This window comes from Saccharothrix hoggarensis (assembly GCF_052936025.1).
Map to the genome: position 1 here is coordinate 4,295,720 of NZ_CP193624.1, position 14,455 is coordinate 4,310,174.

The 14,455-nt window shown below is 72.6% G+C and carries 13 protein-coding genes; 1 reads left to right on the forward strand and 12 read right to left on the reverse strand.

The genetic code is table 11. From position 1 onward, the window contains the following. Nucleotides 1-3: 3 nt before the first annotated feature. The 11 genes from ACRAKH_RS19400 to ACRAKH_RS19450 all read right to left on the reverse strand — a co-directional run bounded on the left by ACRAKH_RS19400 (nucleotide 4) and on the right by ACRAKH_RS19450 (nucleotide 10,785). Nucleotides 4-1,446: a glycosyltransferase family 4 protein gene (locus ACRAKH_RS19400; RefSeq protein ID WP_380723046.1), complete on the reverse strand. Its 1,443-nt coding sequence runs from the start codon at nucleotides 1,444-1,446 to the stop codon at nucleotides 4-6. Further along, entirely contained in the window at nucleotides 1,443-2,216 is a 774-nt protein-coding gene (locus ACRAKH_RS19405; RefSeq protein ID WP_380723044.1) for a glycosyltransferase, read from the reverse strand. Before ACRAKH_RS19405 ends, ACRAKH_RS19400 begins: the two co-directional genes overlap by 4 nt. Then, on the reverse strand, nucleotides 2,216-2,911 hold the full coding sequence (locus ACRAKH_RS19410) for a transglutaminase-like domain-containing protein (protein ID WP_380723042.1): 696 nt from the start codon (nucleotides 2,909-2,911) through the stop codon (nucleotides 2,216-2,218). The genes ACRAKH_RS19405 and ACRAKH_RS19410 overlap by 1 nt, the downstream gene beginning before the upstream one ends. A 12-nt stretch (nucleotides 2,912-2,923) precedes the next feature. Next, the gene (locus ACRAKH_RS19415) at nucleotides 2,924-4,063 is read right to left on the reverse strand and encodes an acyl-CoA dehydrogenase family protein (protein ID WP_380723040.1); all 1,140 of its coding nucleotides are present in this window, start codon (nucleotides 4,061-4,063) and stop codon (nucleotides 2,924-2,926) included. A gap of 4 nt (nucleotides 4,064-4,067) precedes the next feature. Further along, nucleotides 4,068-5,507: an AMP-binding protein gene (locus ACRAKH_RS19420; RefSeq protein WP_380723038.1), complete on the reverse strand. Its 1,440-nt coding sequence runs from the start codon at nucleotides 5,505-5,507 to the stop codon at nucleotides 4,068-4,070. Between the two features lie 30 nt (nucleotides 5,508-5,537). After that, nucleotides 5,538-6,338 (reverse strand): maleate cis-trans isomerase family protein, encoded by an 801-nt coding sequence (locus ACRAKH_RS19425; RefSeq protein ID WP_380723036.1) that lies wholly within the window; start codon nucleotides 6,336-6,338, stop codon nucleotides 5,538-5,540. Then, on the reverse strand, nucleotides 6,335-7,732 hold the full coding sequence (locus tag ACRAKH_RS19430) for an MFS transporter (RefSeq protein WP_380723034.1): 1,398 nt from the start codon (nucleotides 7,730-7,732) through the stop codon (nucleotides 6,335-6,337). Before ACRAKH_RS19430 ends, ACRAKH_RS19425 begins: the two co-directional genes overlap by 4 nt. Before the next feature lie 5 nt (nucleotides 7,733-7,737). Continuing rightward, nucleotides 7,738-8,436 carry an HAD family hydrolase gene (locus ACRAKH_RS19435; protein ID WP_380723033.1) on the reverse strand — a complete coding sequence of 233 codons (699 nt, stop codon included), beginning with the start codon at nucleotides 8,434-8,436 and terminating at the stop codon, nucleotides 7,738-7,740. Further along, nucleotides 8,433-9,353, reverse strand: a complete 921-nt coding sequence (locus ACRAKH_RS19440) for a pseudouridine-5'-phosphate glycosidase (protein ID WP_380723031.1) — start codon at nucleotides 9,351-9,353, stop codon at nucleotides 8,433-8,435. The genes ACRAKH_RS19435 and ACRAKH_RS19440 overlap by 4 nt, the downstream gene beginning before the upstream one ends. 63 nt (nucleotides 9,354-9,416) lie before the next feature. Next, complete coding sequence (locus tag ACRAKH_RS19445) at nucleotides 9,417-9,791, reverse strand: ectoine synthase (RefSeq protein WP_380723029.1); 375 nt, start codon at nucleotides 9,789-9,791, stop codon at nucleotides 9,417-9,419. Nucleotides 9,792-9,819: 28 nt separating this feature from the next. Beyond that, nucleotides 9,820-10,785: a phosphopantetheine-binding protein gene (locus ACRAKH_RS19450; protein ID WP_380723027.1), complete on the reverse strand. Its 966-nt coding sequence runs from the start codon at nucleotides 10,783-10,785 to the stop codon at nucleotides 9,820-9,822. Between the two features lie 186 nt (nucleotides 10,786-10,971). Between ACRAKH_RS19450 and ACRAKH_RS19455 the strand changes: the two genes are divergently transcribed. Next, nucleotides 10,972-11,160: a hypothetical protein gene (locus ACRAKH_RS19455; protein ID WP_380723025.1), complete on the forward strand. Its 189-nt coding sequence runs from the start codon at nucleotides 10,972-10,974 to the stop codon at nucleotides 11,158-11,160. 105 nt (nucleotides 11,161-11,265) lie between these two features. Here ACRAKH_RS19455 and ACRAKH_RS19460 read toward each other — a convergent pair whose 3' ends face one another. Beyond that, nucleotides 11,266-14,415: an AfsR/SARP family transcriptional regulator gene (locus ACRAKH_RS19460; RefSeq protein ID WP_380723023.1), complete on the reverse strand. Its 3,150-nt coding sequence runs from the start codon at nucleotides 14,413-14,415 to the stop codon at nucleotides 11,266-11,268. Nucleotides 14,416-14,455: the final 40 nt, after the last annotated feature.

Consider the following 14,455-nt stretch of genomic DNA (forward strand, 5'->3'; position numbering starts at 1 on the left):
GGTTCAACCTCGCTCGTGTGCCGATGTGCGGGATTCGGGTCCGCGGCGTGTCGTCCACGACGCTGTGGGCGGGCCGACCAGCAGGTCGATGTGGCGCGCCAACCTCACCGTCGCCTCCGTCACCTCCAGCCGGTCCAGGACGGCGTGGGCGTCGACCTCGTCGCAGCCGTTGAGCAGGACGCTGACGACACCGTCGGCCTCGGCGACCTCGTCGGTCACCCTGATCGCGCCGGCCGGCACCGCGGTCCCCCGGGGCAGCCGGACGATCGTGGAGAGGTCGGACCGGGCGTAGCGGCGTTGCGGGCGGCGCCGGGCCGCGTGGACCTGGTGCTCGACCACCCCTGCGAGCAGCCGGGCGCTGCGGTCCCACTGGAACCGGTCGGCCCACTCCCGGCACCGCTCGGACGCGTGTCGCGCGTGCTCGACGTCGGCCGCCGCCGCCAGCCGCCGCGCCAGTTCCGCGGCGAGGCCGTCCGGCGAGTCGACGACCCACCCGGTGCGGCCGTCGCGGACGAAGTCGCGGACACCCGCGGCGTCCAGGGCCACGCACGGCACGCCGTGGGCCGCGGCTTCCAGGGTGGAGCAGCCGCACACCTCGTCCACCGCCGTCGACACCGCGAGCCACGCGCGGCGCAGCCACGCCTGGCGCTCGACGTCGGGGAGCCTGCCGTGGAACGTCACGGCCGACCCGATGCCCGCGTCGTGCGCGATCCGGGACAGCCTGGGCAGTTCCGGCCCGTCGCCGATGATCTCGACGCGCAGCCGCGGCACGCGCTCGACGACGGCCGCCAGCGCGTCCAGCAGCAGGTCCAAGCGCTGCTCGGGCACCAGGGCAGCGAGCGCCACGATCGTCGGGTCCGCGGCCCGCTCACCGGTGTCGACGGTGGTCGGCGCGCCTGGCGGCACCACGAAGATCGGGCCTCGGAAACCTGTGTGGCGACGCAGCTCGTGCCGTGCCGCGGGTGACAGCGCCACGACCGCGCGGTCCGACCCGCCCCACCGCGCGACCGGCCCGGCCAGCAGCCGGCCCACCGGGGCGGACCGCGCGAACCGGACGCCCTCCACTCCCGGGCGCGCCCGGTGCACGACCTGGACGACCGGCGTCCGGAGACCCGTGATCAGCGGCAGCACGAGGGCGAGGCCGCTGCCGGTGGCGTTCACCACCGCGTCGAACCGCCCACCCCGGCGCAGCAGGCGCACCGCGCCGGGCGGGCACAGCTCCAGCGGTGTCGCGGAGCGCACCACCTCGACGCCGTCGATCACCTCCCGTTCGGCCGAACCGGGTGGCCTGGTCACCGCCCAGGTGACCCGCACGCCACCGGCGGCCCAGCGCCGCGCGACCTCGTGCAGGTACCGCTCCGGGCCGCCCGCACGCGGGTGCCGCACGTCCCGCCGGCTCACCACCAGCACCCGCCGCCCGGCCAGGACGCCCTCCCGGCCGTTCATCGGTGAACGGCCCGGTAGAGCCGGAGGAGGTCGACGAACGCCGCGCGGCCGTCGTGCAGGGGGCGGAAGGTCGAGCGCTCGTCGTCGGTCCACGCCACCGCGACCTCGGCGATGCGCCCTCCCGCGCGCCTGATCTGGAGCAGCAGCTCGACGTCGAACGCGAACCCGCTGACCTGGCAGCGGTCCAACGCGCGCTGGACGGCCACCCGCTCGAAGACCTTGAAGCCGCACTGGGTGTCGTGCACCTCGGGCACGAGCTTCCTGGCCAGCATCCGGAACACCGCACCACCGGCGCGGCGTCCCAGTGACTGCGGGTGCACCAGTTCCGCGCCCGGCGCGTGGCGCGAGCCGATGGCCGCCGCCGCGCCCGCCTCCAGCTCCGACACGGCCCTGGTCAACGTTTGCACGGGGGTGGAGAGATCGGCGTCGACGAACCCGACGAACCGTGCGGTGCTGCCGGCGAGGCCGCGGCGCACGGCCGCGCCCTTTCCAGGGCGGGCGCAGCCGATGACCACCACGTCGGGGTGTCCGGCGACCGCCGTGGCGGTGCCGTCGGTGCTCCCGTTGTCGACCACGACGACCCGCGACCGCCACGACTGGCGGCGCAGGAACGCGGTCAGCGCGTCCAGGGTGGCGGGCAGCCGGCCGGCCTCGTTGAACGCGGGCACGACCAGTTCCAGGTCCACCGCCGTGCGGTGACCCGCCGCATAGGGCGAACGCGGCCGGGGTATCGCGTCGACGTGCCGCCCCGACAGGGTCGACTCGGCCATCACGCACCTCCCCCGGCTGTGGCGTCCGCGATCAGCGACCCGCGCGCGGTGGTCTCCGGCGTGGCGAACAGGCGCGGGTGCGCGTCCCGCAGGCCACCGACGACGAGGTCGTACGGGACGTCGTCGAAGTCGCCGTGCGAGCGCAGGAACTCCATGTGCTGGCGGCCGTCCTCGTCGTACGGGTGGTACATGCTGTCGCCGCGGCCGTCGAAGTCCAGTGGCTTGATCTTGTAGAGCTTGCACAGCATCTTGTTGAACACCGGCGTCGCGCGGACCCACTTGCCTTCGAGGAAGACGGTGGTGAGGCTGTGGAAGGTGAAGACGTTGCCGCCGATCAGCTCCTCCAACCGGGGCGAGGTCAGGTGGTTGCGGACGTCACCGTAGTAGATGCGGCTGGGCACGCCGACGGATCGCACGGCGGCGGCGTACACGATGGACTTGTGCACGCAGAAGCCCATGCCGCGCTTGATGGTCGAGCTGGCCTTGAGGCCGTCGCGGGACAGGTCGGCGCCGTACACCTCGTAGTGGATGCCGTCGCGCACGGCGTAGTAGAGCGCGCACGCGCGCTCCACCTCGCTCATTCCCTCACCGTCGCCCCGGAGGGCCTTGCGCACGAAGTCGCGGACGATCTCGTTGTCGTGGTCGAGGAACTCCGTGGTGTCGAGCAGATGCCGGTCGGCTTTCTGCGCTGTCATGGTGGTTCTCCCTCACAGACCGATCATGCTGGCGATGCGCTGGCGCTGGATGTCGGAGGTGCCGGAGTAGATCGTCCCGGCGACGGCGTTGCGCAGGTCCTTCTCCAAGCCGTACTCGGCGGTGTAGCCGTAGCCGCCGAACACCTGGATGGCGGCCAGCGCGGAGGTGACGTTGCCCTCGCTGGCGACGAGCTTGCTGATGGCGAGGTCGACGGTGATGTTCTCACCGGCGCAGAGCTTCACCGCGGTGTCGTAGAGCCACTTCCGGGCGTTCTCGACGGCGATGCGCATCTCGACGATCCGGTTGGACACCGACTGGTACGAGCCGATCCTCTGCCCGAATGCGATCCGGTTCTTCGCGTACTCGACGCACTGCTCCAGCCGGTGCTGCATCTCGCCCACGTTGATGATGAAGGAGCACAGTATCTCCCACTTCATGACGTGGTCGAGGATCAGGAAACCGGAGCCCTGCGCGCCGACCACGTTCGCGGCGGGCACCCGGCAGTCGTCGAAGAACAGCTCGCTGAGCGGCGACGTGCGCAGGCCCATCTTGGCCACCGGCTTGCCGACGGACAGACCCGGCGTGTCGCGGTCGACCACGAACGCGGTGATGGCGGCGGGGTTGCCGCGCTTGCCGGTGCGCGCGTAGACGACGATCGCGTCCGCCAGCGGGCCGTTGCTGATGAACGCCTTGCTGCCGTTGAGGACGTAGTGGTCGCCGTCCCGGACCGCGGACGTGCTCATCCCCATCACGTCCGAACCGCCCTCCGGTTCGGTGATCGCGTGCGCGCCGATGATGGAGCCGTCGCACACCCTGGTCAGGTAGCGCCGCTTGAGGTCGTCGGAACCGAAGCGCTGCAGCGGAACCCCGATGCTCACCATGTGGGTCGACACGGAGAAGTTGAAACCGCCGTCGCGGCAGGTGTACCCGAGCCCTTCCAGCACGTGCATGGTGGTCGGCAGGTCCTGGCCGAGGCCGCCCCACTCCTCGTCGAAGGGCAGGCCCAGCAACCCGGTCCCGCGCAACGCCTTCCAGGCGTCCGCGGCGAACTCGCCCGCGGCGTCGCGCTCGACGTGGCCCTCACCGAGCGCCGGGCCCATCTCCTCGACGGCCTTGCGCAGTGCTCGCTGGTCCTCGTTCCACTGGATCACCGCGTCACGCCCTTTCCGCGATCGAGGCAGCCGGGGACGTCCGCCGCGCCAGCACGGCGTTGCGGTCGACCTTCCCGGTGGAGGTCCGGGGCAGCGCGTCGTCGCCGATCTCGAACCCGCCGGGGATGGCGGTCCGGGGCAGGGCGGCGGCGCAGTGCACCCGCAGGTGCAGTCCGTTGAGCTGTGAACCGGGCGCGCGGCGGACCACGGCGTGCAGCACGTTCCCCGCCTGCTCGTCGGGCACCGCGACCACCGCGGCCTCGACGACGTCGGGGTGGGCGAGCACGACCTGCTCGACCTCCTGCACGTTGGTGCGCACGCCGCGCACCTTCACCTGGTGGTCGTTGCGACCGGTGAGGAACACCAGGCCGCGCTCGTCGCGCCGGACGAGGTCGCCGGTCCGAAACCACCCGTCGTCCCACCGCTCGCGGTCCAGCGCGGCGTCGAGGTAGCCCTGGGCCCGGAACGGCGTGCGCACGACGAACTCGCCGCTCCCCGCGCCCGGCACCACCCGCCCGTCCTCTCCCACGATCCGGGTCTCCACGCCGTCGATCGGCGTGCCGATCGGGGTGGGCGACTCGGCCGGGTCGATCCGGTGCAGGAAGCTGTCGTTGGTCTCGGTGCAGCCGTAGACGTTCCACAGCCGGGCGTTCGGGAACGCCTCGGTGACCCGCTCCAGCAGCGCCCGCGGCGCCGCGTCGCCGGTGAGCAGGACCTCGCGCACGGCGGGGAACGTCCGACCGGTGTCGGTGACCAGGCGGAAGAACAGCGGTACCGCCTGCACCACGGCCGGTTCGCGGTCGGCGCACAAGGCGGCCAGGCGCTGGCCGTCGGCCGCGTGCTCGGGGTCGACCAGGTCCACGCACGCGCCCGCGGCCAGCGCGGACCACACGTCGAGCAGGCACAGGTCGAAGTTCAGGGGCGCGTAGTTGAGCACCCCGACCCCCGGCCCGATGCCGAACGCCCGCGCCGCCCAGCCGAGGAAGTTGTCCACGCCCTCCTCGGACAGCACGACGACCTTGGGCGTGCCGGTCGACCCGGACGTGGTCAGCAACAGGCCCGGCCCGGGCATCGTCCGGGCCTCCGCGCCGCTGGTCCGGGTGGTGATTCCGTCAGGGGACGCGGTGAGCACGTGGGTGCTCCCGGTCTGCTCGCAGAGCCGCGCCAGCGCGTCGGCCCCGAGCGACGAGGACGGCAGCACCACCCGCCTGCCCGCCCGGAAGCAGGCGACGAGCAGTGCCACCGTCCCCGGTGACTTGTGCGCCGGCACGCACACCGGCACGTCCGGCGCGATGTCCACCGCGGCGAGCGCCGCTCGGGCGTCCCTGGCCATGCGGTCCAACGAGGCGTAGTCGACGACGTCACCGGCCCAGGACAGGGCCGGGCTCCCGGGTCGGGTGTCCACCTGTTCGGCGAAGGCGTTGAGGAAGGCTCGGGTAGGCATCGCGTCGGTTCCCTCCAGCTGGAGAACGAGTCACCGGCGGGCGGCCAGCAGGCCGCCTCCTCCGGACACGGTCGCGTGGACACCGGTCAGGTCGAGCAGCCGCCACAGGCACGCCTGGTTCGAGGTCACCACCGGCACGCCCAGTTCGTGTTCCAGCCGGTCCACGGCCTCCCACGAGCGGAAGCCGCTGCCGGGCAGCAGCACGCCGTCGGCGGCGGCGCCCTCGGCGGCGGCGAACCCCGCGGCGACCTGGCGGCACACCTCGTCGGGGTCGACGTCCCAGCGCCCGCCGCGGTCGAACAGCCGGTGCTTCTCGACGCCCTGCCACCGGTCGGGCAGCCGGTACGGCACCATGCCCGCGATGTCGAACCCGCCCGCCGTCAGGTAGGACTCGGTGGCCGCGAACGTCGGCGCGGTGAACCACGGCGGCATCAGCACCAGCGGTCGACGCACGCCCATCGCGGTCAACCCCGCGCGGATGGCCTCGCCCGCGGTGTAGACGTGCGTGCCGCCGGTCAGCTCCACCGCGGCCTTGGCGAAGCCCTCGTCGAACTCCAGGCCGCCGAAGAAGCTGGCGGAGCCGAAGCACAGGCAGATCGCCGACAGGTCCATCTGCCCGAGCTGCGCCAAACCGCGCCGGACGTCGGGCTTCCGGATCATCTGCTCCCAGGACTCGCTGGTGTACTCCGCCCCGGTGCTGGTCGGGCTCTCGAAGCGGGCGGCGTGCACGGTGACGCCGGGCGGGGCCATCGCCCACAACTCGGCCTCCACGACGGGGTCGTTGTGCACGACCAGCACGCCGAGCTGCGCGACCCACCGGGCGGCCCTCACGACCGGCTCCCGCGCTTGGCCAGCCCGAACCAGGCCAGCACCGCGCCCAGCGCGGCGGCGATGGCGGTGGTGACGAACGCCCAGGCGAAGGCGCTCTCCCCGGGCTCGACGCCGAGCACCAGCACCAGGACCGCGACGCCGAGCGCGCCGCTCATGTACTGGGAAGTGGTCATCAGGGCGCCTCCGACGCCTTGGTTGCGGTCCTCCACATCGGCCGTGCCGGCGATGAACATCGACACGTAGGTGACGCCGTGGGCGAAACCGGTGATCAGCAGACCGGGCAACAGGTTCAGCGCATAGCTGTCGCCACCCACCTGGGCCGCCAGCAGCAGCAGGCCCGCGGCGTCGGCGACGAACGCGAGGGTCAAGGTCAACCGCACGCCCAGCGCCGCGACGATCCGCGCGGCCACCGAGTTGGCGATGGCGATCGCGATCGCCATGGGCAGGAACGCCAGGCCCGCCGCGAGCGGCCCGTACCCGCGCAGTTGCTGCACCAGCAGCGTGACGACGAAGAACTGGTTGCCGACGCTGGCCATGTACAGCGCGGTGGAGCCGCACCCGACCAGCAGCGAACGCGTGCGCCGCAGCAGCGGGTCGACCAGCGGGTGCTCACTGCGGCGTTCCTGCAGCACGAACCCGACCAGCAGGACGGCGGTGGCGCAGAAGGCGACCAGCGTGCCGGGGTTGGTCCAGCCGCGGCTGGAGGCCAGCGTCAGCGCGATCGCCGCGGACAGCACCGCGCCCGTGCACAGCACGGCGCTCGGCACGTTCAGGCTGGTGCCCTCCCGCCGACCGGGGACGTGCTTGGGCAGCAGCCGCGGGGCGGCGAGCGCGCACACCACCGCGAGCGGCAGGTTGATCAGGAAGACCCAGCGCCACGACACCGTGGTCAGCACGCCGCCGATGATCACCCCGGCGGCGAGGCCCGAAGCACCGACCGTCCCCCACACGCCCAGTGCCCGGTTGCGCGCCGGACCGGCCGGGAAAGAAGTGTTGATCAACGCGATGACCGCGGGCTGGAGCAGCGCCGCGGCGACGCCCTGGACGGCGCGGGCCACCAGCAGCAGCTCGGGTCCGGGCGCGGCGCCACCGGCCAGTGACGCCACGCCGAACAGCAGGATGCCGGCGAGGAACAGGTTGCGCGGCCCGAAGCGGTCCGAGGCGCGTCCGCCGACGACGAGGAAGCCGGCGAAGAAGACCGCGTAGCCGCTGACCACCCACTGGATGGTGCTCTCGGTGAGGTTCATCTCGCTGCCGACGCTCGGTAACGCGATGTAGACGATGGAGTAGTCGAGCGCGATCAGGAACTGCGCCACGGCGAGGATCGCGAGAACGGCGTTCGCCGAGCGTGGCGGCGCCGCCGCGGCGGCGCCGCCGGCCGGAGTAGTCGACATGGGAGTCACCCTTGGTGTGAGCCGAATGGGGCGGGAATCCGGAGAATGATCTCGCGCAGCGCGGGCACGTCCGCGAGCACCTCCCGGGCGCCCGCGGCGACCAGCTCCGCGGCGGAGGCCACACCGGTGGTGACGCCGAGGCAGTCCATCCCGGCGGCACGGGCCATGAGCACGTCGTCGATCGCGTCGCCGACGACCGCGCACCGATCCGGCGGCACGCCGAGCGCGTCGGCGGCCAGCAGCGCCAGGTCCGGGTGCGGTTTGCCGAACTCGACCATGTCGTGGCACGACAGCGTGTCGAAGGCGGCCAGCAACCCCGCGGCCTCCAGCAGCTCCACCGCGCTGCGCCGCACCTTGCTGGTGACCACGGCCAGCGGTCGGCCGTGCTCGCGCAACTCCGCGAGCAGCGCGGGGATGCCGGGGAACACCAGCTCGCCCGCCGACGGGATCACCAGCTCGGTGAACAGCTGCCGGGCGCGGTCCGCCGCGCGCGCCACCTCCGGGTCGTCCGCGGGCAGGTCGAGGAGCGTGCCGAAGGACGCGGTCAGCGGACGGCCGATGGTGCGCCGCAGCCGGTCCTCGTCGACGACGCGGCCGTGCTCCTCGACCACGGTCCGCAGCACCACCGCCATCCCCGCGGGGGTGTCGACGAGCGTTCCGTCGACGTCGAAGAGAACGGCCCCCGGGAACGCGAGACCGCTCACGCCCGCTCCTTCATCGCCACGGCCACCTCGGCGGCCAGGGCACTGGTCGACAGCAGCACCGACCGGTTGGCCTCGGCGGTGCGGCCACCCGTCGCCCTGCCCACCGCGCCGAGGATGTACGGCGTCATGTCCTGGCCCCGCACGCCCGCCGCCTCGGCCTCGGCCTGCTTCTCCCGCACCAGGGCGTAGGTCTCCTCCGACGGCAGCGCGTCGTCCTCGTCGATGGGGTGGGTGACCAGGAAGCCCGCGCCGCCGTAGCTCCAGTGCAGCCGGACCGCGTCGGCCAGCACGGTCACGTCGTCGATGCGGCGCGGGTTCCGCTCACCGCTGGAAACGCTGTAGTAGGCCGGGAAGTCGTCGCAGCGGTAGCCGACCACCGGCACGCCGTAGGTCTCCAGCCACTCCAGCGTCAGCGCCGGGTCCAGCACGGACTTCGCGCCCGCGCACACCACCGCCACCCGGCGCCGGGTCAGTTCCGACAGGTCCGCGGAGATGTCGAAGCTGCGCTGGGCGCCGAAGTGCACGCCGCCGAGGCCGGCGACCGCGAACACCTCGATGCCCAGGTGGCCCGCCGCGACCAGGGCGGCGGAGACCGTCGTGCCGCCGTGCCCGCCGCCCGCGAGCACGGGACCGATGTCACGCGTGCCGACCTTGGGCGTGGACGGCGTGGTGGCGAACAGCTCCACCTGCTCATCGGACATGCCGACGACGAACCGACCGCCGACGATGCCGGCGCGGGCGGGCACCGCGCCGGCCGCGCGGATGGTCTTGTCGATGTCCAGCGCGGTGTCGCGATTCATCGGGTACGGCAGGCCGTGCACCACACCCGAGGATTCCAGCGCCACCACGGGCCGCCCGTCCGCCAGCGCGTCGGAGACCTCCTCCGACACCGAGAACAGCTCGTCGCGTGCCGACATGGTCGTTCCTCCTGTCGTCGATCGGGTGCGGCGCGGGAGCCGTGCTCCTCGCGCCGCGATCCGTCAGTAGTGCGAGAATTCGTCGGAGTCGAAGTTGTGCCGCTCGTCGCCGCGCAGCGGCGGGTTGAACACGCTGATCAGCTCCAGGTCGCCCTCGGGCGCGGCGATCAGGAAGTGCTGGTCGTGCCGGTCGAGGGCGTACATGACGCCCGGTTCGATCTCGTGCACGGTCCCGTCGCCGGTGATCACCTGGCCGCGGCCCGCGATGCAGTAGCAGGCTTCGAGGTGGTTGCGGTAGTGCAGCGGGGACTTCGACCCCGCCTTCACCACCGTGTGGGCGATGGTGAAGCCCATGTTGTCCTTGGCGACCAGGAGCCGGTAGCTGATCCCGTTACCCCAGTCGACACCGGTGACCCCGGTCTTGGTCCGCACGATCATGCTCGTACACCTCTCGTGTCGTTGACGGTCAGACGAAGCTGCGCCCTTCGCGGATGAAGGTGCTGATGGCGTCCACGGAGCTGAACTGGGCCGGGGAGAGGTCCTGCTCGTCCACGGGGATGTCGTAGCGCTCGCCGACCCAGGCGATCAGCCGCAGCAGGCCGAGGCTGTCCACCACACCGGTGTCCAGCAGGTCCAGGTCGGACGGCAACTGGTCCGGGGTGACGTCGGGGGCGAAGGTCGTCACGACGAACGTCCTGACCTCGTTCTCGATCGACATGTGCGGTCCTCCTGGTTCCGATGCGGTCTCGGGGCCGGGGTCGTCGACGCCCAGCAGCTCGACGAGCAACACCCGGTCCGGGTTGGTGCGGCCGGTGCGCTCACCGGTGACGACCTGGCGCAGGTCGGCCTCGGCCCGGCTGATGAGGCGGCGCCGGGTCATGCCCACCAGCGCCAGGTCGTCGACCACCACGTGGTTCATCTCGCGGACGACGCGGTCGGGCAGGTCGCGGCCGGTGGCGTTGACCACGACCGCTCCCCTGGTCAGGTGCTCGGGCCACGCGCGGGGATCCGCCAAGCCGGTGACGACGACGAGGTTCGCGCCGAACACCGCGTCGCAGGGCGTGCCGACGACCGAGAGCCCGATGCCCGCCAGGTCGAGCTGGTCCACGACGTCGCGGTCCAAGGGCTCGCCACCGGGCACGTGCACCGCGACGTGGCTGACGTCCGGCACGTGCCGGACGATCGTCTCCAGCTGCACCCGCACCGACTCCGCGGGCCCGATCACCGACGCGGTGACCACACCGGGTGAGAGCAGGTGCCCGGCCGCCAGGGCGGTCAGCACGGCGGCGCGGTGGTGCGGACGCGGCTCGGCCGCCAGCACCCGGGTCACGGCGCGCCCCATCATCAGCCGCTCGGCCGCGGCGTCGACCGGGGCGAGGACGTCCGCGCGGTCGCGTGGTGCGTAGCTGGTGCAAGCGGTGGAGCCGTCCATCGAGCGCTCACTCTCCCGTCGCGGTGGCCGTGGCGGGAACGACGATGCGAGCCGCCGCCTTCGATCTGCCTTTGATCCGCTATTGGTGGAGGCCACCGCGCGAAAAGCGCGGGGAAGGCGAATCGATGGTGGCGACCGCTCCACTGGGTGACGCCCGTTGGACCAGCACACTGGAGGGAACAAGCGATGTCGACCCGCCGCACCACCGCGACACCGGTGCTGAAGTCCCTGTCCGCCGCGACCGGCTTGATCGCCGTCGTCGTGACGGGTCACCTCCTGTTCGGCGTCCACCAGTCCACCGACGCGGTGACGAGCGGAGACCTCGCCGCGCACAGCGCCCAGCCTCCGATGCACCTGGCCGACACGCACTGGTGAACCGACCTGTTCCTCACGAACACAGCCGGTGAAGGCGGTTCCGCTTCACCGGCTGAGCCGTGGGGAAGCCGCGTGGACGCGGTCGTGCGGAGGGAGGTCCGCGCCTCAGACCCGGTCCAGGTCGTCGGTCACCGGCTCGTCCGCCAGCAAGGCGCGCAACCGCGCCGAAAGCCGCGCCGCCTCCCGCGACCTGACACCCGACAGCAACAGCGCGGCTCGTTCGAGGAGCAGGCGCGCGCCCACGCGGTCGCCGTGGTCGGCGCGAACCCCGGCCAGCAGGTCCAGCGTCCTGGCGTGCCACACCGCGGAGCCCAGTTCCTCGAACAGGGCGCGCGCGACCTCGAGGTGCGCCACACCGTCCACCTCGGTGCCCCTGGTCAGGGCGATCTCACCCAGCGCGTACCGCGCTTTGGCCTCCACCAGCCGCTCCCCCAGTCGGCGCGCCAGGTCCAGCGCGTGCACCAGGGTCGTCTCGGCGTTGTCCAACCGCCCTTCGCGGTAGCGCAGCAGCCCCAGCCCGTAGAGCGTGTGGACCTCGCCGATGGGGTCGCCGGTGTCGCGCACGATCCGCAGCACCCGGTGCAGCGCCTGGCGGGACAGGTCGACCTGGCCGGTGGCCAGGTAAAGCTCGGCGAACCGGTGCACCACCTGCACCTCGACCCGCAGGCACCCGGTCTCGCGGCTGGTGGCCAGCGCCTCGTCCAACATCCGCGTCGCCGCGTCGATGTCGCCGTCGTCCATCCGGAACTTGGCCAGGCTGCGCAGGATGTGCGCCTCACCGATCCGGTCGCCGACCGCCCGCATGATCTCCAACGAGCGGGTGTACTTGGCCAGCATCGACACCGTGTCGCCGCGCAGCCCGGCGATGTGGGCGGCGTTGCGCAGCACCAGGGCGCAGCCGTGTTCCTCGCCCTCGGCGCGGAACAGCTGCAGCGCCTCGACGAAGCACGCCTCCGCCTCGGCCAGCCGGGTCTGGAACATGTGCAGCGTGCCCAGCGAGTAGCGCATCGCCGCCATGCCGATCCGGTTGCCCGCCCGCTCGGCCGCGGCGTGGGCGACGCGCGCGCACTCCAGCCAGTCGTCGAAGTAGCCCTTGGCCTCGAACAGCGTGACCGAGGTCAGCGACAGGTCCCAGCACAGCTCGTCCAGACCCGCCTCGGCTGCCTGCCGGACGGCGGCGACCAGGGCCGGTCGCTCGTTCTCCCACCACTCCGAGGGCTTGCCGATGTGGTCCACCACCGGGGTCGCCGGAGGGCGCCACCGCGGGGCGTCGCCGTGCACGATGGTGTAATCGCCGCCGTACTCCTTGCGGTGCGCCTCCTCGGCCAGCGCGAGCCACATGCCCAACACGCGGCTCAGCGCGGCGGCGCGTTCGTCCGCGGTGTCGTCCTCGCGCAGCTTCTCCGCCGCGTACACGCGGATCAGGGCGTGCAGCCGGTAGCGCGTCGGCGCGTCGGCGTACTGGACGATGTCGACCAGCTGGGCGTCGACCAGGCTCTCCAGCACCTCCTCCGCCTCGTCGTCGGACTTGTCCAGCAGCGCGGCGGCCACCCAGGCGGGGAAGTCCGGCGCGGTCACCAGGGAGCACAGCCGGAACAGCCGGCGGGCCTGCGCGTCGAGCGCCCGGTAGGTGAGGCCGATGTTGGAGCGCAGTTCGAGGCCCCGGTGGGTGAACTCGTCCAGCCGCCCCGCCTCGTCGCGGAGCCTGCCCACCAGCCCGTCCAACCGCCAGTGCTGCCGTGACGCCAGCCGCGCGCCCGCGATCCGCAGCGCCAGCGGCAGCCCGCCGCACAACTCGGCCAGCTCCACGGCCGCCTCCTGCTCGGCGGCGACCCGCTTCGGGCCGATGATGCGGGTCAGCAGCTCGACGGACTTGTCGACGTCCAGCACGTCCAGGGTGATCTGGTGCGCGCCCGGCAGGCCGCTCAACCTGGTCCGGCTGGTGACGATCACCGCGCACGACGGGCTACCGGGCAGCAACGGCAGCAACTGCGCTTCGCTGGGCACGTCGTCCAGCACCAGCAACAACCGCTTCCCCGACAGCTTGCTGCGGTACAGCTCCGCGCGCTCGTCCAAGTCGTCGGGGATCGCCGAACCGACCACCCCCATCGCGCGCAGGAACCGGGCGAGCAGGTTGGCGACGTGGTCGGTCCCGCCGGACGGGTTCACGCAGGCGTAGAGCTGGCCGTGCGGGTAGTGGGCGCAGAGCTCGTGCGCGGCCCGCGTGGCGAGGCTGGACTTGCCGACGCCGCCCTTCCCGGAGATGGCGATGATCGGCATGGCCCAGCGCGTCACGTCGCCCTCGGGTCCCACGTCGCGGAGCCGGGCCGGCCCTCGGCCCTGGTCCCGCCCGAGCAGCCGCACGATCTCGCGCAGGTGCTCCTCGTGGCCGGTGAAGTCCGCGATGCTCGCGGGCAGTTGCCGGGGCACGACCCCCGCCGCGGGGTGGGGCAGGCCGGCCGGGGCGGGTTCGGGTGGCGCGACGGGCGGTTCCTGCGTTCCCGGGCCGCCCAACGCGGGCTCGCGGCGCAGGATGGCCAGCTCCAGGTCCTGCAGTTCCCGGCCGGGTTCGACGCCGATCTCCTCCACCAGCACCGCGCGGGCGCTGCGGCTCGCCTCCAGCGCCTCGCCCTGACGTCCCGCCCGGTACAGCGCGAGCATCAGGAACCCGTGCAGCCGCTCGCGCAGCGGGTGATCGGCGACCAGGGCTTGCAGTTCGCCGATCACCTCCCGGTGCCGGCCGAGTTCGAGGTCGAGCCGGATGCGTTCCTCGAGAGCGGCGAGCCGCTGTTCCTCCAGGACGGTGGCGCTGCGCTGGACCAGGTCGCTCGGCACACCGGACAGAGCGGCCCCGCGCCACAGCGCCAACGCCGACCGCAGCGTCTCGGCCGCCTCGGCGGTCCGGGAGGCGTTGGCCTGCTCGCGCGCGGCGGCCACGAGTTCGGCGAATCGCAGGCTGTCCACGTCGGCGGGTCCGAGTTCGAGGACGTACCCCGGCGGCCGAGTGGTGATCGCGTTCGGGTGGGACGCGTCGTCCAACAGTTTGCGCAGCGCGGAGATGCAGATCTGGATCTGGGCGCGCGCGGTGACCGGCGGCGAGACGCCCCACACCGTGTCGATCAGCTGCTCGACCGGGACGACCCGGTTGGCGTTGAGCCCCAGCACCGCCAGGACCACCCGCTGCCGGGGACCGCCGAGGTCCACCGAACGGTCGCCCAGAACCAACTCGACCGGGCCGAGCAGCCTGAGTCCCATTCCATGCTCCTACAGTGCTCCCGGTCGATCTCGGTGCTGA

What these genes read in the sequence shown, in the direction of transcription:
- ACRAKH_RS19400 (WP_380723046.1), bottom strand. Translation starts at nt 1,446, where the DNA reads ATGAACGGCCGGGAGGGCGTCCTGGCCGGGCGGCGGGTGCTGGTGGTG.
- ACRAKH_RS19405 (WP_380723044.1), bottom strand. Translation starts at nt 2,216, where the DNA reads ATGGCCGAGTCGACCCTGTCGGGGCGGCACGTCGACGCGATACCCCGG.
- ACRAKH_RS19410 (WP_380723042.1), bottom strand. Translation starts at nt 2,911, where the DNA reads ATGACAGCGCAGAAAGCCGACCGGCATCTGCTCGACACCACGGAGTTC.
- ACRAKH_RS19420 (WP_380723038.1), bottom strand. Translation starts at nt 5,507, where the DNA reads ATGCCTACCCGAGCCTTCCTCAACGCCTTCGCCGAACAGGTGGACACC.
- ACRAKH_RS19430 (WP_380723034.1), bottom strand. Translation starts at nt 7,732, where the DNA reads ATGTCGACTACTCCGGCCGGCGGCGCCGCCGCGGCGGCGCCGCCACGC.
- ACRAKH_RS19440 (WP_380723031.1), bottom strand. Translation starts at nt 9,353, where the DNA reads ATGTCGGCACGCGACGAGCTGTTCTCGGTGTCGGAGGAGGTCTCCGAC.
- ACRAKH_RS19445 (WP_380723029.1), bottom strand. Translation starts at nt 9,791, where the DNA reads ATGATCGTGCGGACCAAGACCGGGGTCACCGGTGTCGACTGGGGTAAC.
- ACRAKH_RS19450 (WP_380723027.1), bottom strand. Translation starts at nt 10,785, where the DNA reads ATGGACGGCTCCACCGCTTGCACCAGCTACGCACCACGCGACCGCGCG.
- ACRAKH_RS19455 (WP_380723025.1), top strand. Translation starts at nt 10,972, where the DNA reads ATGTCGACCCGCCGCACCACCGCGACACCGGTGCTGAAGTCCCTGTCC.
- ACRAKH_RS19460 (WP_380723023.1), bottom strand. Translation starts at nt 14,415, where the DNA reads ATGGGACTCAGGCTGCTCGGCCCGGTCGAGTTGGTTCTGGGCGACCGT.